This is a genomic window from Pseudomonas sp. HK3 (assembly GCF_052920985.1).
Window position 1 is genome coordinate 1,100,590 of the sequence record NZ_JBREXD010000003.1, and the last position, 24,829, is coordinate 1,125,418.

26 protein-coding genes and 7 tRNA genes are annotated in these 24,829 nt (G+C 42.7%); 10 read left to right on the forward strand and 23 right to left on the reverse strand.

Annotation, left to right across the window (positions count from 1 at the left end; genetic code table 11):
• Positions 1-130: 130 nt before the first annotated feature.
• The 3 genes from ACU6U9_RS20770 (at position 131) to ACU6U9_RS20780 (ending at position 2,563) form a co-directional block, all read left to right on the forward strand.
• The gene (locus ACU6U9_RS20770) at positions 131-1,339 is read left to right on the forward strand and encodes a transglycosylase SLT domain-containing protein (RefSeq protein ID WP_446736871.1); all 1,209 of its coding nucleotides are present in this window, start codon (positions 131-133) and stop codon (positions 1,337-1,339) included.
• Entirely contained in the window at positions 1,326-1,793 is a 468-nt protein-coding gene (locus ACU6U9_RS20775; protein WP_446736872.1) for a hypothetical protein, read from the forward strand. The genes ACU6U9_RS20770 and ACU6U9_RS20775 overlap by 14 nt, the downstream gene beginning before the upstream one ends.
• 89 nt (positions 1,794-1,882) lie before the next feature.
• Positions 1,883-2,563, forward strand: a complete 681-nt coding sequence (locus tag ACU6U9_RS20780) for a nitroreductase family protein (RefSeq protein WP_446736873.1) — start codon at positions 1,883-1,885, stop codon at positions 2,561-2,563.
• Positions 2,564-2,577: 14 nt separating this feature from the next.
• On the opposite strand, the gene ACU6U9_RS20785 is transcribed toward ACU6U9_RS20780, so the two are convergent.
• The 6 genes from ACU6U9_RS20785 to ACU6U9_RS20810 form a co-directional block, all read right to left on the reverse strand.
• Entirely contained in the window at positions 2,578-4,383 is a 1,806-nt protein-coding gene (locus ACU6U9_RS20785; RefSeq protein ID WP_446736874.1) for a response regulator, read from the reverse strand.
• A gap of 89 nt (positions 4,384-4,472) precedes the next feature.
• Positions 4,473-5,369, reverse strand: a complete 897-nt coding sequence (locus tag ACU6U9_RS20790; protein ID WP_446736875.1) for an ABC transporter substrate binding protein — start codon at positions 5,367-5,369, stop codon at positions 4,473-4,475.
• Between the two features lie 83 nt (positions 5,370-5,452).
• The gene (locus ACU6U9_RS20795; RefSeq protein WP_446736876.1) at positions 5,453-5,833 is read right to left on the reverse strand and encodes a glutathione S-transferase N-terminal domain-containing protein; all 381 of its coding nucleotides are present in this window, start codon (positions 5,831-5,833) and stop codon (positions 5,453-5,455) included.
• A gap of 232 nt (positions 5,834-6,065) precedes the next feature.
• On the reverse strand, positions 6,066-6,857 hold the full coding sequence (gene lepB, locus ACU6U9_RS20800) for a signal peptidase I (protein WP_446736877.1): 792 nt from the start codon (positions 6,855-6,857) through the stop codon (positions 6,066-6,068).
• A 92-nt stretch (positions 6,858-6,949) separates the two neighbouring features.
• Entirely contained in the window at positions 6,950-8,269 is a 1,320-nt protein-coding gene (locus tag ACU6U9_RS20805) for a deoxyguanosinetriphosphate triphosphohydrolase (protein WP_446736878.1), read from the reverse strand.
• Positions 8,270-8,312: 43 nt separating this feature from the next.
• Positions 8,313-9,140 carry a prephenate dehydratase domain-containing protein gene (locus tag ACU6U9_RS20810; RefSeq protein ID WP_446736879.1) on the reverse strand — a complete coding sequence of 276 codons (828 nt, stop codon included), beginning with the start codon at positions 9,138-9,140 and terminating at the stop codon, positions 8,313-8,315.
• Between the two features lie 104 nt (positions 9,141-9,244).
• Here ACU6U9_RS20810 and ACU6U9_RS20815 point away from each other — a divergent pair, with 104 nt between their 5' ends.
• The 6 genes from ACU6U9_RS20815 (at position 9,245) to ACU6U9_RS20840 (ending at position 11,316) form a co-directional block, all read left to right on the forward strand.
• Entirely contained in the window at positions 9,245-10,456 is a 1,212-nt protein-coding gene (locus ACU6U9_RS20815) for an HD-GYP domain-containing protein (RefSeq protein WP_446736880.1), read from the forward strand.
• Between the two features lie 133 nt (positions 10,457-10,589).
• Positions 10,590-10,665 (forward strand) — tRNA-Asn (locus tag ACU6U9_RS20820).
• Positions 10,666-10,669: 4 nt separating this feature from the next.
• Positions 10,670-10,746 (forward strand) — tRNA-Pro (locus tag ACU6U9_RS20825).
• A 272-nt stretch (positions 10,747-11,018) separates the two neighbouring features.
• A tRNA-Asn gene (locus ACU6U9_RS20830) sits at positions 11,019-11,094 on the forward strand.
• Between the two features lie 4 nt (positions 11,095-11,098).
• Positions 11,099-11,175: transfer RNA gene (locus ACU6U9_RS20835), tRNA-Pro, on the forward strand.
• A gap of 64 nt (positions 11,176-11,239) precedes the next feature.
• Positions 11,240-11,316, forward strand: a tRNA-Pro gene (locus tag ACU6U9_RS20840).
• Between the two features lie 155 nt (positions 11,317-11,471).
• On the opposite strand, the gene ACU6U9_RS20845 is transcribed toward ACU6U9_RS20840, so the two are convergent.
• The 8 genes from ACU6U9_RS20845 to ACU6U9_RS20880 form a co-directional block, all read right to left on the reverse strand.
• The gene (locus ACU6U9_RS20845; protein ID WP_446736881.1) at positions 11,472-12,152 is read right to left on the reverse strand and encodes an FKBP-type peptidyl-prolyl cis-trans isomerase; all 681 of its coding nucleotides are present in this window, start codon (positions 12,150-12,152) and stop codon (positions 11,472-11,474) included.
• Positions 12,153-12,170: 18 nt separating this feature from the next.
• Positions 12,171-12,392: a hypothetical protein gene (locus tag ACU6U9_RS20850; RefSeq protein ID WP_446736882.1), complete on the reverse strand. Its 222-nt coding sequence runs from the start codon at positions 12,390-12,392 to the stop codon at positions 12,171-12,173.
• A gap of 84 nt (positions 12,393-12,476) precedes the next feature.
• Positions 12,477-13,250, reverse strand: a complete 774-nt coding sequence (locus ACU6U9_RS20855; RefSeq protein ID WP_446736883.1) for a TIGR04219 family outer membrane beta-barrel protein — start codon at positions 13,248-13,250, stop codon at positions 12,477-12,479.
• Between the two features lie 134 nt (positions 13,251-13,384).
• Entirely contained in the window at positions 13,385-14,182 is a 798-nt protein-coding gene (locus tag ACU6U9_RS20860; protein ID WP_446736884.1) for an MBL fold metallo-hydrolase, read from the reverse strand.
• Complete coding sequence (gene bamC, locus ACU6U9_RS20865) at positions 14,182-14,820, reverse strand: outer membrane protein assembly factor BamC (RefSeq protein WP_446736885.1); 639 nt, start codon at positions 14,818-14,820, stop codon at positions 14,182-14,184. The genes ACU6U9_RS20860 and bamC overlap by 1 nt, the downstream gene beginning before the upstream one ends.
• Positions 14,821-14,840: 20 nt before the next feature.
• Entirely contained in the window at positions 14,841-15,719 is an 879-nt protein-coding gene (gene dapA, locus ACU6U9_RS20870; RefSeq protein WP_446736886.1) for a 4-hydroxy-tetrahydrodipicolinate synthase, read from the reverse strand.
• Between the two features lie 120 nt (positions 15,720-15,839).
• On the reverse strand, positions 15,840-16,922 hold the full coding sequence (locus ACU6U9_RS20875) for an AI-2E family transporter (RefSeq protein WP_446737211.1): 1,083 nt from the start codon (positions 16,920-16,922) through the stop codon (positions 15,840-15,842).
• A 13-nt stretch (positions 16,923-16,935) separates the two neighbouring features.
• Complete coding sequence (locus tag ACU6U9_RS20880) at positions 16,936-17,175, reverse strand: sulfurtransferase TusA family protein (RefSeq protein WP_446736887.1); 240 nt, start codon at positions 17,173-17,175, stop codon at positions 16,936-16,938.
• Positions 17,176-17,255: 80 nt separating this feature from the next.
• On the opposite strand from ACU6U9_RS20880, the gene ACU6U9_RS20885 reads away from it, so the two are divergent.
• Positions 17,256-18,683, forward strand: coding sequence for a M48 family metalloprotease (locus ACU6U9_RS20885; RefSeq protein WP_446736888.1), 1,428 nt, complete (start codon positions 17,256-17,258; stop codon positions 18,681-18,683).
• 20 nt (positions 18,684-18,703) lie between these two features.
• Here the strand turns inward: ACU6U9_RS20885 and nadA are convergent, their stop codons facing one another.
• The 9 genes from nadA to tolQ form a co-directional block, all read right to left on the reverse strand.
• Positions 18,704-19,783 (reverse strand): quinolinate synthase NadA, encoded by a 1,080-nt coding sequence (nadA, locus tag ACU6U9_RS20890; RefSeq protein ID WP_446736889.1) that lies wholly within the window; start codon positions 19,781-19,783, stop codon positions 18,704-18,706.
• Positions 19,784-19,928: 145 nt separating this feature from the next.
• A tRNA-Lys gene (locus ACU6U9_RS20895) sits at positions 19,929-20,004 on the reverse strand.
• A 75-nt stretch (positions 20,005-20,079) separates the two neighbouring features.
• A tRNA-Lys gene (locus ACU6U9_RS20900) sits at positions 20,080-20,155 on the reverse strand.
• A 200-nt stretch (positions 20,156-20,355) separates the two neighbouring features.
• A complete protein-coding gene (gene ybgF, locus ACU6U9_RS20905; protein WP_446736890.1) occupies positions 20,356-21,108 on the reverse strand; it encodes a tol-pal system protein YbgF in 753 nt (250 codons plus the stop codon).
• The gene (gene pal / locus ACU6U9_RS20910) at positions 21,108-21,641 is read right to left on the reverse strand and encodes a peptidoglycan-associated lipoprotein Pal (protein ID WP_446736891.1); all 534 of its coding nucleotides are present in this window, start codon (positions 21,639-21,641) and stop codon (positions 21,108-21,110) included. Before pal ends, ybgF begins: the two co-directional genes overlap by 1 nt.
• A gap of 27 nt (positions 21,642-21,668) precedes the next feature.
• Complete coding sequence (gene tolB / locus ACU6U9_RS20915; protein ID WP_446736892.1) at positions 21,669-22,958, reverse strand: Tol-Pal system beta propeller repeat protein TolB; 1,290 nt, start codon at positions 22,956-22,958, stop codon at positions 21,669-21,671.
• Positions 22,955-23,683 carry an energy transducer TonB gene (locus ACU6U9_RS20920; protein WP_446736893.1) on the reverse strand — a complete coding sequence of 243 codons (729 nt, stop codon included), beginning with the start codon at positions 23,681-23,683 and terminating at the stop codon, positions 22,955-22,957. The genes tolB and ACU6U9_RS20920 overlap by 4 nt, the downstream gene beginning before the upstream one ends.
• The gene (tolR, locus tag ACU6U9_RS20925) at positions 23,683-24,117 is read right to left on the reverse strand and encodes a protein TolR (protein WP_446737212.1); all 435 of its coding nucleotides are present in this window, start codon (positions 24,115-24,117) and stop codon (positions 23,683-23,685) included. The genes ACU6U9_RS20920 and tolR overlap by 1 nt, the downstream gene beginning before the upstream one ends.
• On the reverse strand, positions 24,104-24,820 hold the full coding sequence (tolQ, locus tag ACU6U9_RS20930) for a protein TolQ (RefSeq protein WP_446737213.1): 717 nt from the start codon (positions 24,818-24,820) through the stop codon (positions 24,104-24,106). The genes tolR and tolQ overlap by 14 nt, the downstream gene beginning before the upstream one ends.
• Between the last annotated feature and the right edge of the window lie 9 nt (positions 24,821-24,829).

Here is a 24,829-nt window from a genome sequence, read left to right on the forward strand (position 1 = left end):
CAAAAAACGCCAACTAATTCACAGTGATGAGCATCATCGTTATATCGTTTACGCACAAGCCACCTTTTTTTTTGCATCCACAAAGCATTCTATCTAGTTTTATAAGATAACTAATTGAGCCTTTAAAAATATGAAAAAGTATTTGCCCGTCATGTTGATTAGCTTGTTCCTAATACCCTCAGCAAATAGCTCTGCGGTACAAGTTATTCCTAAAGGTTATCAACAACCACAAAGCAATAACAACAATCAGGCATCTGATACTCAGCTATCTGCACAACAACTTAGCTCTCATTTTAAAACAGCAATGACTGAGTATCGGTCTGAGCTAAGACATTATTGGCCTGACGCTGAAGTCAGCAGCAAAACACGCTTGGTTATTTACAGCGACGACTACCAAAAAAAGCGGGCCATTGACTTTAAAGCAAATGAAATACAAATCACGATGCCAAGTATTCACACGGGAAAAGTACTCAACTATCGTGAGATGCAACAAAATTTAAAAACAACCCTCGTTGAATTACTTGGCATGAATCTAGAAAGTGCGATTAATAAAGATCCAATTAATCAAAAAATGGAGTTACTTTCGGGCATTCGATACGCACAAGACCTTGGAGGGTTAGGCCAAGATTTACTGTTATCTGAATTATTTAAAGATGAAAGACCGTCTATCAAGTCCATTGAGCGCATGGCGAAAAAATTAACAAAGTCTGCTTATATTCGCTACCCAGCGGTTGCTTCATTAAACTTAGCGTTTGCGTTCAATGATCGCACTACCTATATTATTGCATTGCCTGAAAAACGTATTCGTATGAAAGCAAAACGCTACAAGTCTTTCATTTATGATTATGCTCAAAACTATAACTTACCACCGTCGTTAATATTTGCCGTTATTCATGCGGAAAGTTCATTTAACCCATTAGCACGCTCGCAAATTCCAGCATTTGGGTTAATGCAAATTGTGCCGCACTCTGCAGGCAAAGATGCAACCAATATGCTCTTTAGTAAAAGCAGAGTACTTTCGCCTAGCTATTTATATAACCCAAAACAAAATGTTCAAGTAGGGGCCGCTTACTTACACATTTTATATTATCGATACTTACAAGATATTGAGAATCCGAAATCAAGATTGTACTGTGCGATAGCGGCCTATAATGCAGGAACAAGCAGTGTCATGCGCACACTCACCGGACAATCTAGTATTAGCGGTTCTATTAATCGTATCAACGAAATGGCGGCGAATGATGTGCTGCGTACACTAGTTAGGCAAATGCCGAGCTCCGAAACTCGGGACTACGTCAATAAAGTGTTAAGTCTACAGAAAACATATGGCCAACTTTAAGCGATTGTTATTGATATTGACTACTGCCCTATTGGGTTGTAGCGAAAATGATGAGACAGAGTTTTTCGCTAACATTCCCGAAAAAGAGCGTCAGCAATTCGCTTATCAAGATATCCATCAGCTATCTCTTACATTATCTAAATTAACGAAGGACATTGATGAAACGGGGTTTAGTCCCATTTTGAAGTGTGCCTTCCACTTAGAAGATAATCAGCACGGGCCTTGGCCTCAAGCTTGGGTGGCGTTTAATATTAGTGTATTGGTATCCAATGTCGAAATTACATCTATTAAAAGAGCCGGTGTGTTACAAGGGCATTCTATGGATATTCAATTTCAGCATGAGCTCCCTAAATTTGGGGTAAAACCAGAGAGTATAAAAATTAATATTAAGCCCATCGCGTGGATGCCCAGCTACCCTCTCATCATTATTAATAACGAAACTGTGGCTCAGTAAAGTCATTTATTCTGTCAATTTGAGCCATTGGTGAATAGTAAGCATCATTGATATGCTCATGTAACGATAATAACAATACGGATGCCACCATGAATGCTGACACTGTTACCTCGTTAGAAAATATAATTCGCCAACGTCGATCTATCCGGGGCTACAAACCTGATTCTATCCCTCAGAAACTCATTGAACAGATTCTACAAACCGCGCAGCTTAGCCCTTCAAATTGTAATGTACAGCCTTGGCAAGTGTTATTGGCCACGGGGGATGCGTGCCAGTCATTAAAACAAAACATGCATAATGCTTTCATGCGCGGGCAAAACATGAACCCTGATTTTTCAGCGTTACCCAAATTTGAAGGGGTCATGCGCACACGCCAAGTTGAGTGTGCCCAAGCGCTATACGGCGCAATGGACATCGAGCGTAATGATAAAATTGCACGCATGAAAGCCACCGCCCGCAATTACGAATTCTTTGATGCGCCTCATGTACTCTTTATTGCCATGAAGAAAGATTTCAGCCCATCTATCGCGGTTGATGTAGGTATGTACGCACAAACGCTCATGCTGCTTTTTACGGCTCATGGCATTGGTTGCTGCGCTCAAGCCAGCACGGCTTATTACCCAGATATTGTACGAGACTTTTTTGAAATGGATGACGAGCTAGGCATTTTATTTGGAATGAGTTTTGGTTATGAGGACGCCAGCGTCAAAGCAAATACAGCCCGCACCAACAGAGCGCCGTTAAGTGACGTTCTCACCATCAAGCAATAAGACAGAACAAACCACTACACTTTTACTTTAAGCCAACGGGTAAGCAGTTGGTGCAGCAAAGCCTTCTTATAGGGCTTTGCTAAAAAGTCATTCATGCCCGCTTGTAAGCACTGATTCTTAACGTCATAAAGTGCATTAGCTGTTAACGCGACAATTGGGGTAACTTTGTTTAACCCTTCTTCTTCACGCAGTGCTTTTGTCGCTTGGTAGCCATCCATATTAGGCATTTGTAAGTCCATTAAAATCAAGTCGTACTGATTTTGTCGCGCCAAATGTACCGCCTGTACGCCATCTTCTGCTAAGTCGCAGTACAAGCCAAAATCCTTTAGCATCTTTAAAGCTACTTTTTGATTTACAACGTTATCTTCAACTAACAGTACCCGGGACATGAAGCTTTCGAGCTCTAGTTCTTCGGGAACAATAGGACGCACATCCATTTTTTTACTCGCAAGCTCCCAAGTGAACTGACAAATAAACCTTGAACCTTGCTCCGTTGCACTTTGAACAATCAAAGCACCATTCATTTTTTCAACTAATTGCTTTGATATTGCTAGCCCTAAACCAGTGCCACCGTATTGACGTGAAATTGAGGCATCTTCTTGCTGAAATGCATCAAATATCCGTTCAATATTGTCTTCGCTAATCCCCTTACCGGAATCGCTGACGATGATACAGAATTTTATTTGATCATTAATCCGCTCAACATCACCAATACTTAAACCCACATATCCCTTTTTAGTAAACTTAACGGCATTACCCAATAGGTTGACGAGAATTTGATGCAGTCGAGTTTCATCTGCCTTCACGTATAGGTTTTCTACCGCTGAAATATCCACTTCAAATTTCAATTCTTTACTCGAAACCACGGTTTTAAAACTATCGACAATTCTGCGTAGACTGTGGTGTAAATCAAAAAACTTTTGATCTAACTCTATACTGCCTTGCTCTATTTTAGAAAAATCTAAAATATCATTAATCAAGCCTAATAAGTGATCACCCGATGACAGTGCAATCTCAACATACTCTTCTTGCTCTTTCGACATCAACGTTGACTGCATCAACTGCAACATCCCCAAAACACCATTCATGGGAGTACGCAGTTCGTGAGTCATAACCGCTAAAAACTCACTTTTTGCTTTATTTGCTTGCTCGGACGCTTCACGTTCTTTAATCAAGCTTTCGACATAGTGCTGCTGAACTTCTTCGGATTTTTGCAGTTCTTTTGCAAGCGTATTGACGCCTTCTTGTAGTTGCTTCACTTCACCGGTCGCTGTCTCTGCGGTACGAGCACTGTAATCTCCTTGTGCCATACGCTCTACGATCACAGACAACCTTGAAATTGGCGTTGCCAATCGCGCCCCACTCAACCATGCGACTAAACCACAAATTCCCATGGCAACAGTAGCAATTAAAAAGGCATTTAAGATGATTTCATTTTGGCGATGCTCGACAAAGCTAGTAGAAAGCCCGACTCGAACCTGACCCAATATTTTTTCTTGTTTTTGCTTCGCGAACCAATCGTCATCGTCTGCTAAAACATCATATTGAATAATGTCAGCCTGATACCAGCGCAATAGACCTTTTTCAGCTCGGGCTGGATTTTGGCTGAATTTCATATCGCTTTGGCTGAATAACAATCCGCCAGCAATGTCTTCTATTTCGATAAACTCAACATCTTTATCATCAAGCAAAACACGGGTTAAAGGCGATATGATGGAAGGGTTACCGGTTAAAACAAAATAGTCAGCCGTGGATGCTAACTGTACCGCGATTAGCTGTCCTTTATTATCAAGCTCGTGTTTAACGTCTTGAATCCGCACATTGATAAAGTAACCGCTTAAAAACAAATGACAAGATTAATGCAGGTCCTAAACCCAAAATCAATGTTCGGGTGTAGAGGCTCCAGCCTTTACCTTTCATCGGTGCGCTCCTTAATTTTTTGAATTAAGGAGTCAGTATCATCTGCCATGATATTCAATGATCGCGCCACTTGTGCATTCACGCTCACATTAAAATATGGATTATTTAATACGGATGTTGTGGCTAAATCACCACGAATCCAACTGGATGCCGCTAAGAGCGTTTCTTCAATACCTGAATACGTACTGGCAACCGCTCCAGCTCGCACATACCCTTTATCAGGGCCAATCAACGCTTTACTTGAACGATACAGTCGCATCAAAATGCTACGGATCGTCGTCGTGTTATATAAAGCATCATCATTAACGCCCAATACTAGATCAACGTCAGCGAGTATCTTTAACGCATGGCGGTCCCAGTCTAACGGATCTTTTAATTCAGCCCAGTGCAAGTTAAGGCCAATACGTTTCGCAGCTTGATCAAGTTTTGCCTTATCTACTTTAAACTGACTCGAATAGAACACGCCAACCTGTTTAGCTTGGGGCACCAGTGCATGAATGAGAGACAGTTGCTTGAGCATATCTGGGGCATTTTCAAGGGTTGTAAAGGGTTGTGAGTATTCTTCACTTATTTTGATACGAGCGGATTCAGGTAGAAATAGAGCAAGCACAGGCCCTTTAAGCGCCTTAAATTCTGATAACAGCTTATTGAGTGCATTGGGCCCTAAGGTAAGCCACTTATCGACACTTGATTCATCAAGGGCGCTTAATTGCGAAACACTGATGACTTGAATATTATCGGTTGGTAATTGAGCGTCTAATTGCTGTTTAAAAGCAGAAATTTGTTCACTTGGCGCATCCACAACTAAGCCTACCGTACTCCCTAAAGCCAATAGGGGCGACAGCATAATGCTCAAGAACATTATTATTTTTAAGATATGGCTCACTGAGCGTCCCATGCTCTAATTTACAACTCCCAATTATCCGATCCTTGATTCAATAGTAGTAGAGTATTATGCCTAATACTTAATTAATGCGCTCGCTCTAATCTCTTAGAATCAGATTTTGGTGCAAATTTGCGATTTAAATAACGAATTATGTCCTCAGACTCATAAAGCCAGCGACTACCCGAGTCACTTTCAATACGTAAGCAAGGCACTTGGGCTCGGCCACCGCCTGCTAATAATTCTTTTTGGTAGGTATGACAACGGTTAAGGTTTTTAACTGTGACAGGCACATTTAAGTGCTTAAGGTGACGTTGAAGTCGATTGCTGAAGGGACGTTGCTGACAATCGTAAAGCGTCATACAGCACGCCTGACGATCCACTTTCTTTTGCTCGACTGAGCTGCGCTTTATTGAGGGTGTTATAACTGAAGAGCAAGATGCCAAAAATTTTCGGTACCAATACATAAAAACGCCAAGCCAGCTTCATAGGTTTGGCGCTATTCTACTGTTCAAAACTGAAAATACTAGCCCATTTAGACAGAATTAAACCAGTATTATTCGATTCAGTGCAAATACCACCAGCGAACCAATACAAAGACAATAAAATGTGACCCATCGAGCCATCAAACAGCGCCTACATACCTTTTTTGCTTTCACTTATTAAGCCTCCTTTGAGTCTTATAAGTGTAGTCACATTTTAATGAATCATTTTATTACGAGAAAAACCAGGAATGTTGCTCCAATCTTCCCAGTGCATCCAGACTGCAAATGCTTTACCTACGATGTTTTCATCCGGCACAAAGCCCCAGAATCGACTATCACCAGAATTATCACGGTTATCGCCCATCATAAAATAATGACCTTGCGGCACAATCCAATCGCCATCCCCTCGACTTGGGATACCTACATACTGCTGAACGGGGTAATCGAACTCTTTATACGTTTTGATGCGCGGGGCATTCTGCGGAAGCGAGCCAATAAGCTCACGAGGCACTTGCTCGCCATTAATATAAAGTTGCTTGTTACTGTAACGAATGTGATCACCAGGTAAGCCAATAACACGCTTGATAAAGTACCTAGGGTCATGAGGTGGTATAAACACCATCACATCACCGCGCTTAGGGTCATCAACTTCAATCACTTTTGTGCCAATTACTGGCAAACGAAAACCATAAGAAAACTTATTAACCAAAATAAAATCGCCTTTGATTAACGTAGGCTCCATCGAACCGGATGGGATTTGAAATGGCTCAATTAAAAAAGACCTCAACACCAACACTAAGGCTAAAACAGGGAAAAACCCTTTACTGTTTTCAATTACCCAAGGCTCTTTATTAACCAATGCTAATTGTTCGCCTGAACCACCTTGCTGTTCAACTTGATCAGCCAGCGCAAAACGCTTTTTAGAAAAATACACTTTATCAGCTAAAGCCACTAAGCCTGTGACAAAGGTAGCCAAGACTAAAATCAGGGGAAAATCGATATCCATGAAACTCTCATTGTTATATTAGGTATATGCAAAAAACAGGGCCATTCTACCAATCTGGCGCAGAATCTCACCTATAAATATTTTGCGCTAGATTAGTATCTAAGACCGCGTATTGCTTGTGCGAGTTCCACAGCGTATCCATCTGTCATACCTGCTATATAATCCACGACCCGCAAATACGCGCGGTACTTGTCCCAACCGACCTGTGGGGCATGCCTGCCAATGAGATCCAAAATACGCTGCGACTTATAACTCACCTCACTTCCAGATAACACCTCATCAATCGCGGTGAGAAAGGCTTCCAGCAAGCTACCAAGCGTGGTGTAAGCCCCTATTTCGATAAGTGCTTTTTTCGGGTCTTTGAAGATTTTATCTCTAGCCAAGCCCTTTGCGTGAGCAATGCATTGCGCCACCTTAGGATCGGCCAACGAAATTAAATCGCCACTGAGCTGGCCATTCAATAGCACACCCTCTTGTGCCACAAACGCATGAGCAACGGAATTCACCATAATCTCAATGGCTTTACCGCGTAAAATAGCCAAACGTCTACGGGCAGGGTCCTCAGACGTGGTTTTATAATAAGAAGCAGGCACGTCATCGCCAATTAATGTTAATAAAAGCCCTTCTACTTCGGTGTATTGCAGCAGATTCATTTCAACGCCATCTTCTAAATCAATAATGGCGTAACAAATGTCATCGGCGGCCTCCATCAAATACACAAGAGGGTGGCGGCAATAACGGTCATCATCCAGCTTAATTAGACCGACCTCTTCGGCTATTTCATTTAGAAACGTCAGTTCTGATTGGTAAACCCCAAATTTTTCACCTTTGAGCGGGTCTTGATAGCCACTGTGCCATGGGTACTTTAAAAAACTGCCCAAAGTCGCATAAGTTAAACGCATCCCACCATCAAATCGATGATATTCTAGCTGTGTTAATATTCTTAACCCTTGTGCGTTACCCTCAAAGGTTTGGAAGTCTTTGACTTGCTCTGCACTGAGGCCGGATAAATAAGCCGCGTTTTTGCTATCACGAAACCAATGCCTTATGGCGTCTTCTCCTGTGTGACCAAAAGGAGGATTACCAATGTCATGTGCCAAACAAGCGGCCTGAACAATTGCCCCCAAGTCGGCAGGACTAATGTGAGATGGCAGGCTCGACTGCAACATCTCACCCACCTGAGCGCCTAAACTGCGCCCAACACAGCTCACTTCTAAACTATGGGTCAAACGACTGTGAATATGATCATTATCATTTAATGGGTGAACTTGTGTCTTACGCTCTAAGCGCCTAAAACTACTAGAAAAAATAACCCTATCGTGATCTTTATGAAAAGGTGTCCGTGATTCATTTAGCTCTGACTCATCCAGCACACCAAAACGCTTTGCGTTTAATAACGTAGTCCAATCCACTGCTCACCTCTATTGTTGTGTATTCGTTTCAAAGTACCCGTGATTACTTAATCCTAAATGGGTGGGCTTCAAAGGTACCTAATAAACGATATTCGGACGCATAGAATTTCAACTCTTCGATCGCTTGCTGCATGGCCTCAGACTCAACATGCTGTGCTACATCAATATGAAACTGACTACTCTTTAAGGTTGCACTGTTTAAATAACTTTCAATTTTAATTAAGTTCAAACCGTTAGTCGCAAAGCCCCCTAATGCCTTATAAAGCGCGGCGGGGATATTTCTTAATGTAAATAAAATAGAGGTTATATATTCAACGTCAGGTCGATATACCGGTAATTCAGGGTTTTTCATCAAAACAATGAATCGCGTGGTGTTGCCCGTAATATCTTCAAATTGACGCTCAATAATTTCAAGATTATAGAGCTGTGCAGCCAATTCAGATGCCAACACACTGCCCGTTAAATCACCGCTTTGCGACAACAGTTTTGCCGCCCCAGCGGTATCAAACTCAGCACGGGACTCAAGCCCAAGTTTAATAATTTTATCATGGCATTGTGCCAAGGCCTGAGGATGGGACGTAACCCAGCTAGGACTTGCACCCGGTAACGCCATCAGACAATGGGATACTGGCTGAAAATGTTCCGCCACAATATTCAAGTGTGTTTTAGGTATCTGGCGATAAATTTCCTCTACACGTCCCGCACTCGAATTTTCTAGTGGAATCATCGCCCAACGGGCATCACCCGACTCAGCCGCCGCAATAGCCTGCACAAAACGATCATAAGGAACCGCTTGTGCCTCAGGATTCACATGCGTGCAAGCCAAATGACTATAGGCACCAAGCTGCCCTTGAAATGCTATTTTGTACATGCCCACCCCTTTTTTATAACTTAATTAAATACTAACAGCTTTTGTTAAATTCGATATGTGTTCTAGCTCTTCTATACTCATATAAAATCCAACTAAATATTCCTATGCTAAAAAAAATTGCAACAGACAAACTGAAACCCGGCATGTATGTGGCTAATATCGCACAGCACGGCCTAAGTTTGCATGAACATGAGCGTGAAGGCCGTATTCCGGATCAAGAAACCATAAAGATGCTCATCAAACGAGGCATTAAAGAGCTCTACATCGACACCGAAAAAGGCAACGACAGCTCAGACGCCATCACTAAAGAGGCCAGTGAAAAAAAGCTTGATACACAAATCATCGATATAGCCAACAAAGCAAAGACCGAACGCGACACCAAATCAACAAGCATTGATAAAGAGCTCGAAAAAGCAGCAAAACTTCACACTGAAGCACTTAGCCTTGTAAACAGTGCGATGACGTCTGCCAAATCAGGGCATGCGGTTGATGTATCACCTTTCGAAGACATGGCAGACAACTTTATGAATTCTGTCGTGCGCAATCAAAATGCGCTGGCTTGCCTGTCCCGCATTCGTCAAAAAGACAATTACTTGATGGAGCACAGCGTTAATGTCGCGGTGCTTATGTCCATACTAGGCAAACACCTAGAGCTAGAACGTGGCTATCTTCATCAATGCGTAACAGGCGCGCTACTGCATGATATTGGAAAAATATTAATCCCGGATGCCGTCCTGCATAAACCCGATAAGCTAACGGATGATGAATACAACATCATGAAAAAGCACGCGGCTTTCAGCCAGAAAATACTACAGAGGAATGCACGATTCTCACAAGTATCCATCAATGTGGCGGCTCAGCATCATGAGAGAATGGACGGAGGGGGTTATCCTCTAGGATTAACAGGAGAAGAGATCTCACCTGAGGCAAGAATGGCATCCGTGGCCGATATCTACGACGCTATTACCGCTGACAGGGTTTATCACAAAGGCATGACCCCATCTAATGCACTTAAACGAATGATGGAATGGTGTGGACCACACTTAGACACTCAATATGTCCATAGCTTTATTAAAGCCATTGGCGTTTATCCCGTGGGATCATTTGTGAAACTTAGTAACGATACCGCTGGCGTGGTCATAGAAGAAAACAGCGACAGCCTAAAGCCTGTGATTAAGGTGATCTACAACCTCAAAACAAACGCCTATACCCAAGTTGTAGTCCGAGATTTAAGCCAAGACACTTCAAAGGATAAGATTACTCAAGTATTAGACCCTCATGATTTTGGCATAAGCCTAAAAGATTTCATGATCTAACCCCCCTTTAGAGCTATGTCCTTCTAAGTCATTGTATTTACTTTAAAAAAAATTAAAAAAAAGGTTGACCAAACAGGCATTCGTCAATAATATTCGCCCCGCAGTCAAGGCAACGCCGAGACAGCACTGTAGTTCCTCGATAGCTCAGTTGGTAGAGCAGTAGACTGTTAATCTATTGGTCACTGGTTCGAGTCCAGTTCGAGGAGCCACTTTCGGAGCATAGCGCAGCCTGGTAGCGCATCTGGTTTGGGACCAGAGGGTCGGGAGTTCGAATCTCTCTGCTCCGACCAATTTAAAACATCAAGTTAATAGATATCCTAGCATCAAACATCCTCATAGAAAAACAAACTACTCTTAGCTTATATTATTCACACACTGCACCCTAAATATCTACTCAGTCAAATTATAGAAATACAAACTCAAACCTTTGAAGAAAACAGCAAATAACAAGATTATATCTACGCTAAATTTACAAGATATTAAGACAAAGGTATTGACCATTAACACTAACACACATAGTATACGCCCCGCAGTCAAGGCAACGCCGAGACCGCACTGTAGTTCCTCGATAGCTCAGTTGGTAGAGCAGTAGACTGTTAATCTATTGGTCACTGGTTCGAGTCCAGTTCGAGGAGCCACTTTCGGAGCATAGCGCAGCCTGGTAGCGCATCTGGTTTGGGACCAGAGGGTCGGGAGTTCGAATCTCTCTGCTCCGACCATCTTTTTTTACCCTAGCAACACTCTTTAAATATCTAGCAATAAAATTTGTTATTTATATCTGTTCGGAGCATAGCGCAGCCTGGTAGCGCATCTGGTTTGGGACCAGAGGGTCGGGAGTTCGAATCTCTCTGCTCCGACCATTACACTTCTCTATAGTTTTTTCTTAATACTCACTATTCATTTAAATATCTTTTACACTCACCTTATTATAATTTATTCCGTTCTACTCAACTCTAAACACTAGGCATAAAAAAACCCTAGCAAGCTAGGGCCTTCAATATACCGAAAATAAAAATTAAGATTTTTCGATAGACAATAATTCTACTTCAAATACCAAAGTAGAGTTTGCTGGGATTTTAGGGCTTGGGCTTTGCGCGCCGTAAGCTAATTCAGCAGGGATATGTAAACGCCACTTTCCGCCTACCTTCATCATTTGCAATGCTTCAGTCCAACCAGCAATAACGCGGTTAACTGGGAACTTAGCAGGCGCACCACGTTCAATTGAACTATCAAAAACAGAACCGTCAATCAAAGTACCTTGGTAATGTACTTCAACTGTGTCAGTTTCAGATGGCATATCACCCTTACCTTCCGCTAGCACTTCATAAAGCAAACCACTTTCTGTCGCTTTAATGCCGTCTTTCTTAGCCGTTTCAACTAGATAGTCAGCACCTTCTTTTAGCATACCTTCAGATTCTAGCTGCTGCTTAGCCATTTGCTCTTCACGCACAGCCGCAAACGCTTCACGGATTACATCTTCTTCTAAACGCGCTGGCTGTTCATTCAATACATCTTGAAGGCCTGCAATCATGGCTTCTGTATTAATGTCAATCGGCTGACCAGTCACGCTACGAGCCATGCTCATGCCAATGCCGTAGCTCATTTTGTCTACATTGCTTTCTAAAGCCACTTCTTTTTCGCCACAACCTGCTAACAACGCAGCAGATACAATGGCAACCATAGGTAATTTACGCATATCTTATTTCTCTTCTATTTATGTACAAACAAAGCGCCCTTCGTTTAAACGACGCTTACACTCTCGATGATAATTCTCACAGACTTGATGTTCTGCTACCGTTAAATCCAGCGCATAATCACATCCGTGTATTTTCTGCCTCAGCTCATCGTCACTTAACCGCGTAATATCATTACCACAGCCAAACAAACCAACCAATAAGCACGCAAGCACTATCCTTTTAAACCTTACAATCAACATAAGCCAAACCAACTTAGTAAAATCAGGTCCACAATACAACTAAAATAAAAGCCAGCGAACTGGCTTTAAAATGAATACTAAAACTTAAAGATGAAGACTCAAACCAAGGTATGGACCCGCAATCGTTGCTTTAGCGTTCAAATCATCATCACTACCACCGAAATCATCTGGGTTAATTTCCAGATCAAAACTACGGTAACCAGCCGTAATACCGACATCCAATAAAGGAATGACTGGCAATACATATGTGATGTTTAAATCAAAGTCCGTAATACCGCTATCTTCATAAGAAATAACATTCACATCACCGCCGAAAGAAAGTCCTGTCAAAGGGATATCAGCACCCGCTTTTAGATAAAGCATTGGCACAGTTACATCCAATGGCGCTGATGCAGCGTAATCACCAGACATCTCCATAGAACCATCAAACTGACGCGCTGTAAAACCAAAATCCAGTGTTACGATTGGCAGAGGCAGACCCCAGTAAAGCGTGTAATCGGTATGCGACAAGTCTAATTTTGAAGCAACATTAGCCGTACCAACAACTGTAGTTCCGTCACCTAATTTGAAGCCACTTGAAACCTGACCATTACCATCTGAACTCATGTCGGTCGTTTTAATTTTGATATTTGGCAAAACAGGTACTGGGTGTTCGAATGCAAAATACAAAACATTTTGACCATCAGCATCCAAATTTAAATCATCGTCTAAATCAGCTTGATTAGAACCTGAACCCGCATCACCTGATACCGTTTGATCCCAATAATAACCACCTGCATAAAAATCAACTAAAGGCAGCGCACTAGCAGCTTGGGGCAACGTAGCAGCAACGACAGCTGCAGCAAGGATTTTTTTCATTTTTATCTTCCTTCAAAAAGTAATCGTCATATCAATCAAGGCTTAACGCTACCATGATCAATAGATTTGGCCAAATTTAATCACAACTACACATAAAACACAGCCAAACTATGAGACATATGTGCGGATTCTCACTATACGCGCGTTTTTTTCTTATTAAATTGCTCAACAGGCGCAAGCTGACGCCAATCAAAACCAGTTTCTTGATTTGCCATTATCACCCACTGCGGGTCACACCCTAAAGCAGAGCAAATATTTTGAATCGCCAACTCTGCTTGGTTATTCTGCTCACTTATATGCGTGGCAACAACATACTGCAATTGCTCCTGCTCCACTTGCATTAAGAATTGCGCAGCCTGTTCATTATTTAAATGCCCTAAAGACCCTTCTACGCGCACTTTTAATTTTGGCGGATAAGGCCCTCTTCGGAGCATCGCAACATCATGATTGGTTTCGATTAACAAACCATGACAATAACGATACTTATCAATAATATAAGGCGTAAGACTGCCAAGGTCGGTCAAAACGCCAACTGTAAATTCGCCATCTGTTACGACAAATTGTGTCGGCTCACGAGCATCATGAGGCACCACCACAGGAGATACAGTCAACTCACCAATCGTAAAATCACTATGGCTATCAATAACCTTTAGACTTGGGATAACACCTAAACCTTCATGTAAAGATGTACCGTGGGAGCAATAAACGGGGATTCGATATTTTCGAGCAAGGGGGCCAACCCCCTTAATGTGGTCGCCGTGCTCATGTGTAATGAGCACAGCACTTAAATTCAAAGGCGTGAGCCCTTTTTGCGCTAAACGGTTTTCAACTTCTTTCAAAGTAAAACCGTCATCAATAAGAATACAGGTGTCACCCTTTTGAATTAGGGTGCCATTACCTTTACTGCCACTGCCAATACTACAAAATCGCACTAGAGTTTTTCTTGAATCTTTTCCAACAACGTTTGTGCTTGTGCATCTTCAGCAAGATTATCAGCATCTTCATGAATCGCGACATACACACCTGATCGAGCTTGGTTCAACTTAACCTGTAATAGCACTTGAATAGGTTCAGGCTCACCACCAAACAATCCGACCCAAAAGCCAACATCGTCAGGGTTACCAGGCTTCGTCAATTCGATGTAATACGTACCAATGCTGCGATTTAAATCAGTGATTTTAATATCAGCCTTTTTAAGGGCCTCACCTAATTCAGCCCAAGCACGCGCAAACTCAATATTAAGACGTAAAATCGGCGTACCATTACCATCCTTTAAAAGATCGGTTTCTAATGTTACTTGGCTCAATTCAGATAAACTCGTCGAACGTGACGCATCTAAATCGGTAAGCTCAAGCTTGTTAGGTCTTGGTAGTACAAACTCAGTAATCTTTAATGGCTCTTTAACATCCGGTATCGGTAACTGAGGTTTCAAAGAAACATCAGCAACCTGTTTTGGTACTTGGATATTAGGTTTTACTTCACTCGCTAAGTAGTCATCGTTACGATCATGGAATAACCAACTACAGCCGTTTAACGCAAGGAACAAAACAAACAACACACCTAAGCGCATCAGGTACTCCAATCTTATAATTATTTAATGAGCTTCCATTGACCCAATGCTTGACGCAAAGGTTCCCGCATTGGCTCTGATAACGGGGTTAAAGGCAAACGAATGGCAGGGCCAATTAAGCCCATTTCATGCAATGCCCACTTAACAGGAATCGGGTTAGACTCTAAAAACATAGCGCCGTGCAATGACATTAACTCATCATTCATCGCCTTAGCGTCTTCCGCTTTACCTTCTAATGCTAACGCGCATAGTTTTGCCATTTGCTCTGGCGCAACATTTGCCGTCACAGAAATATTGCCTTTACCACCGGCTAGGATTAATTCATAAGCGGTTTCATCATCGCCAGAATAAACCGCCATACGATCACCAACACGCGCAATTACATCACGAGCACGATCAATATCACCCGTGGCTTCTTTAATACCAATAATATTTTCAAACTGGGCCAAGCGCTCAACTGTCTCAGGCAACATATCACAAGCCGTTCGACCCGGTACATTATATAAAATTTGAGGGATACTTGCGGCCTCAGCAATGGCCTTGTGGTGCAAAAATAAACCTTCTTGAGTTGGCTTATTATAGTAAGGCGTCACTAACAAAACAGCGTCCGCACCTAAGCGCTGAGCTTCTTTGGTCAAGTGAATTGCCTCAGCGGTTGAGTTAGCACCCGTACCAGCAATAACAGGAATACGACCATCAACCCAGTTTACAACCTGGCCAATCACCTCAAGATGCTCTTGAGGGTCTAGCGTAGCGGACTCGCCTGATGTGCCAACTGCAACAATTGAGGCTGTACCCTTCTCAATGTGCATCTCCACCAATTTCTTCAGGGCATTCCAATCCACAGCCCCTGTTGCTTCCATTGGTGTCACTAAAGCTACGATGCTTCCGGTGATCATGTACCTTCTCCGAGAACGATATAAAAATAGAGCGCAATGGTACTGGCGCAGCCCGTTTGTGGCAAGGCCCGCCAGACCATAATGAGGGGGATAACCCCCTTTAAATCAGTGTTTTGAACGTTATGCCTGAGTATCAGGCTCTTGCTGAACCGCTTGAACGCCTTTTGGCCAAGCTGTCAGGACTGCTTTGAATATGGTTGCGAGTGGAATTGCAAAAAACACCCCCCATAACCCCCACAGCCCACCAAACAACAGAACCGCCAAAATAATCACAACAGGATGCAAATTAACCGCTTCAGAAAATAGTAGTGGTACCAATACATTGCCATCCAGCGCCTGAATAATGAAATACACAGCCACCAGATAATAAAAATCGGAACTGAGCCCCCATTGAAAGTATGCAATCATAACAACCGGAATGGTGACAACCGCTGCACCGATATAAGGGATAACCACTGATAGACCCACTAAAATAGCCAGCAAGGCCGCGTAGCGCAGGTCCATAATGGCAAACGCCACATACGTCACAACACCGACAGCTCCAATCTCGACCACTTTACCTCGAATATAGTTAGCAAACTGCTCATCCATTTCACGCCAAACTTGACCGATCAAGACACGCTTTGATGGCATCAAAGACACCCACCAACGAACCATCATGTTCCCGTCTTTCAAGAAAAAGAAAACCAAAATAGGCACCAAAACCAGATATATAAGAATCGCCACTACATTGGGTAAATTTGATAAAGAAAAGGACAAGGCTAATTGACCAACACGCCCTACCTCTTCTCCAATGGTTTTAGTCAGCGTTTTAATTTGGTCTTGATCAAATAATTGCGGGTAACGCTCAGGCAGAATCACCATAAGATCATGACCCTTAGAAAGCATATTAGGCAACTCAGTAAATAATTGCGTCACCTGCCCCCACACAGCCGGCACGATAATAAACATGATGGCTAAGCACGCCACAATAAACACCATAAACACAATCACACTGGCCAACGTATGGCCTACACCGTATCGCTTAAGCGCAAGTACAGGCCCTTGCAATAAATAAGCAACAATCACACTGGCGATAGCCGGTGCTAACTCAGTACCGAGCGTTAGTACAATGACAAAACCAACAACCAACAACAGCAAAAGAAAAAGTGCTTCTTCATCTGAAAAATACTGCTCTACCCAGCCTCTAATTAGGCGCATCATAGACATATTAAGTCTATTCTCCTTTTTGAATCATAAAAATAAATTGCTCATCACTGTGCTTTAAAGACAACAAAGCATGAGAGGTTAATTCAACAAACGCAGGTATGTCTCGCCAAGATCCAGCATCCGTGCAAACGACCTTCACAACTTGGCCAGACGACATGGAACTTAATGCTTGTTTCGTTTTCAATAACGGCATTGGACAGCGCAGACCACTAACGTCTAATAACATATCGAATGACTGTGATACCATTTACACGCCCAATAACTAGAATTCGGGCTAATATTATTCTAAAAGCTTTTAACTGGCGAACTTAATCTATAAGGAAGTGTATGCCTTACATTTTAGCTTGTTTAATACTCCTAGCGAGTTTTCCAAGCCTTAGTGCCAACAACGACCTTCCTAGCTTAGGCGATGCGTCGTCTGGGCTTATTTCAATTGGACAAGAGCATACACTAGGCAGAGCTTGGCTTCGTAACTTAAGATCACAAGTTTCATCACTGCACTATGCAGAACTAACCGAATACACAGAAAACCTTATTTATCGCCTTGCGAGTAATAGTCAAGTGAGCGATCGCAGACTCGAAATTGTTATTCTAGACAACAAGCAATTAAATGCGTTTGCCGTCCCTGGTGGTGTCATTGGCATCAACGCCGGTTTATTCATACACGCAAAAAATGAAGCACAATTTGCAGCCGTACTTGCACACGAACTCGCCCATTTAAGTCAGCGCCACTTTGCTCGGCAAATAGATGAAAGTCGCAAGCAAACACCCATTGCACTGGCAACACTACTCGGTAGCATCATGCTACTGGCAACCAACAACACAGAGGCCGGCTTTGCAGGCCTAATGACCAGCCAAGCAGCAGCAACCCAATGGTCTTTAAACTACAGCCGCGACTGGGAGCGTGAAGCCGACCGCCTTGGCATGCACACACTTGTTAGCGCAGAAATAAACCCTCACGGCATGCCTGACATGTTTCGACAAATGTACGAAGCTCATAAATACAGTGAACGCCCACCTGAATTTTTGCTAACCCACCCCGTGACTGAGAATCGCATCAGTGACGCGGCAGCCCGCGTCGACGCCATGAAAGTAACTGCAAACGTTGAAGACATCGAATATCAACTTATGCGCACCTACACGCTTTTACAGTACAAAAAACAAAGCCATAATTTAGCGCACTATCAAAGCCAACTTAAAAAAGTAAATGACCCACAAGAACGACACATTATTCGCTATGCATTGGCCATATTACTGGCCGAACAAAAAAAATACCAAGACGCTTTAACGCACGCAAAATTCTTGCTTGAAACGGATTCTCAGCGCATCACCTATCAAGCACTGTATGCTCGTATTTTATTCCACACAGGCAAAAAACAAGACGCAATCGACCATACAAAAGAACAGTTAAGCCTTAACCCAGACAACCACCCACTTACCATGAGTTATGTGGGCATGCTGATGGACACAGAGCAATATCATGACGCCGCCGATGTACTGCAAAGCCATTCTCGCATTCGTCCAAATGACCCTTATATCTGGCAACAATTATCTGAAGCACAAGGAAAAGCAGACAACATCATTGCATTGCATCGAGCACGCGCCGAGTTTTTGTTTTTAACCGGACAAAGTAAAAAAGCACTGCAGCAATTAAAAATCGCATTAGAATTATCAAAAGGGAATTTTTTACTATCAGCGCGCATCGAACAGCGCGCAAGAGATATATCAAGCGCCAAAGACGACTTAAAGTTTTAAGTCGCCTTTAGTTGAATACATTAGAAGCTACGACCCTGGGCCTGCACACCATGCTCTTTTGCAAAATCGAGCATACGATTCAATGAGACCATAGCTTTAGCTGCAACTTCATCATCTACCTCAACTGCATTTAAGCCTTGGTCTAAGCATGACTCTAGGTTATCCAAGCCATTCATCGCCATCCAAGGGCAGTGAGCACAGCTTTTACAACTTGCACCGGTACCACCAGTAGGCGCCTCAATGAAAACCTTACCCGGCGCCATTTGCTGCATCTTATAAAAGATCGCTTTATCTGTTGCCACAATAAACGTTTGATTATCCATGGTTTGCGCCGCTTTAATAATTTGCGAGGTACTGCCCACGACATCCGCGACTTTTACTACTGACTCTGGCGACTCAGGGTGAACAAGTACAGCCGCATCAGGGTAAACCTTCTTAAGATCCTCAAGACCTTTGGCTTTGAACTCTTCATGGACAATACAAGAGCCATTCCACATCAGCATATCGGCACCGGTCATACGCTGAATATAATTCCCTAAATGCTGGTCAGGCCCCCAGATAATTTTTTCACCTTGCTCCATTAACTCCTGCACAATTTCAAGTGCAATACTGGAGGTCACAACCCAATCAGCACGTGCTTTAACTTCTACCGATGTATTCGCATAAACAACGACCTTACGGTCTGGGTGCTGATCACAGAAGGCGTTGAATTCATCAATAGGGCAACCTATATCTAACGAACAAGTCGCTTCTAGGGTAGGCATGAGCACGGTTTTTTCAGGGCTTAAGATCTTGGCTGTCTCACCCATAAACTTCACACCGGCAACAACCAGTGTTTGGGCGCTATGATCACGACCAAATCGAGCCATTTCTAGAGAGTCAGCCACGCAACCACCGGTTTCGTCTGCTAACGCTTGAATAATAGGATCAGTGTAATAGTGAGCAACAAGGACGGCGTTTTTCTCAACCAATAGCTGCTTTATGCGTTTCACATAAGCAGACATCTGCTCGGCATTCATGTCTTGCTGAACGCCGTGCTCTAAATGGTCTTGTACCCAAGCATGAACCACTTGATCGGTTGCAATGGTTGACTGTGTCATAACGGAAAATACATCTGTGTTAGATAAGCAGCCCAGCATTTTAACATAAGGATGACTTTGCTAAATAGCTTGTTTGGCTGAACAATAAAATTCTGTGGCACAAATAAAAAAAGGCAGAGTAGTTATACTCTGCCTTTTTAAATAATGGTGGGTCGTGCTGGATTCGAACCAGCGACCAATTGATTAAAAGTCAACTGCTCTACCAACTGAGCTAACGACCCAAGCTCGGTGCGTATTCTATACTGAAAATATTTTTTGTCAACAAATTCAATAACTTATCTACGCTTATTTCGCTTTGGTGGGTCGTGCTGGATTCGAACCAGCGACCAATTGATTAAAAGTCAACTGCTCTACCAACTGAGCTAACGACCCCCAAAGCGGGCGCAAATAATACTATTTTTCAGATATAAAACAACCCCTTACGTGACTTTTTTCTATATTTTTACACACCCCCTTATATTTAAAGGGCTACAGCGGCAATAAATAAGCACAAAGGATCAAAAGCGAGGGGTCGCAAAGGGTTTAAATAACCATTCACGCAGGAAAAGGCATTAATCAGCGTAATTAAAAAATTATTTGAAATTATCTTTAAGGTATTTAGCGGCAAAACGAGCCGAGGCAGAATCTGAATATTTACTAACAACAGACTGAAGTAAGGTTTTACTTTTAGCCGTATCACCTACGCGATGCAAAACAACCCCTAACTTGTAGGCTGAATCGGGCGTTTTTTGATGATTTGGATATTGATTAACAACAATGGTGAACGCTTTTCGAGCTTCTTCGAGGTTACCCTGATTATAATAAATCTGGCCTAGCCAATAATAACCATTAACCGCAAGTTCACTTTTGGGAAACGCTTGTAGAAAGGATTTAAATTTAATAGCCGCTTCATCTAGCTTGCGCTGTTTCATTAATGAAAAGGCAGCATCGTATTCTGCTTGGCCGTCACCGACTGTCACACCTGCTACAGGAGCAGTAGAGGCACTCTGACCTTCTAACATCTGACTCATTCTACGATCAAGATCTAGATAGCGTTGTTTTTGTTCGGTTTTTAACTTATTAAGCTCATACCCCTGCTTTTCAACAGTGGAACGTAGACTCTGAATCTCTTGCTTAAGCATCTCTATTTCAGAGAACAGCATTTGACTCGCCGCAGTGCTCAACCCCTTATTTGCATTATTACTTGCAGCAGGTGCTTGGGCAACTGACGTAACTGGGACGCCTTTGGCATTATCCAAAGACGACCAAGTATCAGCATTAGCAAAATTAGCTCCCATGACACACAGTGCCAAAGGAGCCCATTTGAAAGATGCTAGTTTAAACATTAGCGCGCTTGATAGTTGATTTCAGTGCGACGATTCTTAGACCAAGCTGAATCATCAGAACCCACCATTGCTGGACGCTCTTCACCGAAGCTTACGCTTTCAAGTTGGCTTGGGTTTACACCCTGAACAACCAAGTAACGCTTAACAGTATTAGCACGACGCTCACCTAGTGCAAGGTTGTATTCAACTGTGCCACGCTCATCACAATGGCCTTCTAATGAAACGCTTGCCTGTGGGTTCGCCACTAGGTATTCAGCGTGTGCATTTAGAATGTCTTTAAACTCAGGACGAATTTCAGAACGATCATAGCCGAAATAGACAACCATTTGCTCAAGCAAAGGGTTTGCAGCCATGCCAGCTTGCTCTTCTGTAACAACATCTAGGCCAGGAGAACCAGGAACGGCTTGAGTTTGGCTTTCTTCAATTGACGTATCTGTAGTAGCCGCTTCATCAGTTGTACCGCCGCTGCTTGCGCAACCAGTGATTGCTAAAGAAAGAAGAGATACTGCGAAAATTTTTCCCATGTTTTGCATTTTTTTACCTTATTTTTAATGTGTGAGTTAATTTAAATACGGGCCCCATGCGGGTTCTCTTACATCACCACTTTTAGATGGCACCAAGAACTTCACATCACCATCGACCGATACCGCGGCCAAGATACTTCGTTTATTATGCTTTGCGGCATACATTACCATAACTCCATTTGGAGAAACACTAGGCGATTCATCAAGATATGTGTCAGAGCTCAAAATTTGCAACAAACCTCGCGTTAAATCTAAAGAGGCAATATGGAATTCACCACTTTGCTGAGACTGATGCACCATAACAAGGAATCGGCCGTCTTGAGCCAGGCGCGCACGGGCATTGTAATTGCCCTCAAACGTTAGCCTTTCTACATAACCAGTCTCAATATTTTTACGATAAATTTGTGGGCTGCCGCTGCGACCACTGGTAAAAATAATATGTTTACCATCAGGCATCCAGTTTGGCTCAGTGTCGATACCATAGTGATTCGTCACTCTAAGCCATTTACGTGTTGTTAAATTAACCACGTAAATCTCGGGGTTTCCATCCTTTGAAAGCGTCACAGCAAGTTTATTACCATCAGGTGAAAATGCAGGCGCACTATTTAACCCTCGGTTTGAACTGATAAGCTGTTTTTTGCCTGTTGTAATATCCTGCACATAAACACGACTACCTGCATCTTCCATCATTACATACGCTATGCGTTTTCCATCAGGCGCCCAAGCAGGCGAAAATATGGAATACTTTGACGTAAGTATGATTTTTTCTCTGGCTCCGTCACTATCCGCAATTGATAAATTAAAACGCGTTCTCTCAGGGTTAGTTGTCACATAAGCAATCTTAGTTGAGAAGGCCCCTCTGATACCCGTCAATTGTTCATAAATTGCGTCACTAATACGGTGTGCTACGTCACGTAGTTGCTGTTCAGTCCCTTTTAATGTCTGAGTAAGCAGCTCTCGTTCGTTAAATACATCAAATAATTGGTAACGAATCTGATACTGATCACCTGCTAATTCCGTAATGACACCCATTACAACGTATTCTTGCTTCAGTAAACGCCAGTCACGAAAATATAAATCGCTCTCGGTATGAGGATGACTCAGCATATCTTTAGGGCCAAGCACCGAAAAATGCCCTGACCTTTCTAAGTCATTACGTACAACATCATCAATCACAGCACCAGAAGATGACAGCGATACCGTTTGAAACGGCACAACGGATATAGGTATTGAACTCGCAATACCTTGGGTAATTTCAATGGTCAGTTCAGCCTTGGCAAACACACTGAACAACAAACTAACTATAAAAAGCGATTTACGCATCATAATCGAGCATTTTCCGGTTTCAGTTTTAATACAATTTGTCGAAATTGTTTTTCAAATAATACGGCATCTTTAGGGACAGGAAAGTGCCTCACTTTCCATACCGCCTGTTCTGCGCTTCTATCTAGTGCATCATTTCCACTAGATTGCAATAAAAGCACTTCTGTCACCTCACCTGTTGGCACAAGGTACACTCTTAATACAACTTCTTCATCGTGTTTGGCACTAGGTGGGAAACGCCATACCGATTGGATCAATGCATTTATCTGACTACTATAATCCGTCACTTGCTGCTGATCTTCTAACGCTTTTTTAGCCTGCTCTTCCTTTTGCTTAGCTTGCGCTGTCGCATTTAAAGCTTCTTCTTTTTCTAGCACCTTTAGAAAGTCAGTGCCCGGCAAGGGTAATGGCTTTGGTGGCGTCTGTTCTTTTTTGACGACAGTCTTCGCCTTTTCTACTACTTTTTTAATGGGCTTAGGCGTTGTTTTTTTGACTGGCTTGGTTTTCTTTGCAATGGCTTTTTTTTGAGCTTTCTTAATTGAAGCCGTTTTAGGTTTAGGCTTATTAAGTTGCACAATGCGGGCCGCAATATGCTGCGGCTTTTTCACCACCTGCTCTTGTTCGCCAATCCATTGATTACTCAACAGGAACAACAAAACGACAATCATAAGCCCTGAGCCAATAATAGGAATCTTAAAGCTAGTGGGATCAGTAAAGTGCAACTGCATTAGCGACCAGGCTCCGGCGCTTCAGTTACTAAACCGACCCCTTGTGCACCCGCTGCTTGTAAGGTGCTCATTAAGGCGATCACTTTACCGTAAGCCACAGATTGATCACCACGTACCAATACGTCGGTATCGGGCTGTTGCTTTAAAATTTTGGTCACATATTTGTGCACATACTCAAGATTAACCGCTTTATCTTCTTTGCGGCCACGCTCAAGAATATATTGTCCATTATCTTTAATGGTGACAATTAAAGGGACTTTGTTTTTATCCGATTTAATCGGTTCACTAGCGACCTTAGGTAAATCTACCCTCACTCCTTGAGTAAGCTGAGGCGCTGTAATCATGAATATAACCAACAACACCAACATAACATCAATGTAAGGCACCACGTTCATTTCAGCAATTGGGCGACGTTTCTGCCTAGCCATTGTTATCTACCGTTGCTGTAACAGGGGGCACTGGCGTTTCCGGCAGCACTTTATTTTTTTTATAAACTTGGCGATGTAAAATACTAATAAACTCTTCACCAAAGGTTTCATAATTACTGATCACTTGATCAACCTTCGTTGTAAAGCGGTTATAAAAAATCACCGCCGGAATCGCCGCAAATAAACCAATTGCTGTTGCAATCAAAGCCTCTGCAATACCCGGTGCTACTGTTGCAAGTGTTGCTTGGTGCACATTAGCGAGGCCTCTAAAGCTATTCATAATGCCCCAAACGGTACCAAACAAACCCACATACGGGCTGGTGGAACCAACGGTTGCTAGAAATGGTAAATGTAACTCTAACAACTCTGACTCACGAGTGGTTGCAACGCGCATGGCACGTTGTGTACCTTCCATTACGGCTTCTGGGTCCGCACTGCTTTGCTGGCGTAAACGGCTAAACTCACGAAAACCCGCTGTGAAAATATTTTCAACACCAAACGCCGGCGGTTCTTGGTTAATCTCTTTATAAAGTTGGCTTAAATCCATGCCTGACCAAAAACGATCTTCAAATTTATCAAAGCTATTTTTTGCAGCGCTCAATACACGCTGACGCTGAATAATAATCACCCATGAAGCAAACACAGCGCCAAGCAGTATCAGCATAACGCCTTGCACAACCCAACTGGCATTGGAGATTAACGACCACATGGTCATGGA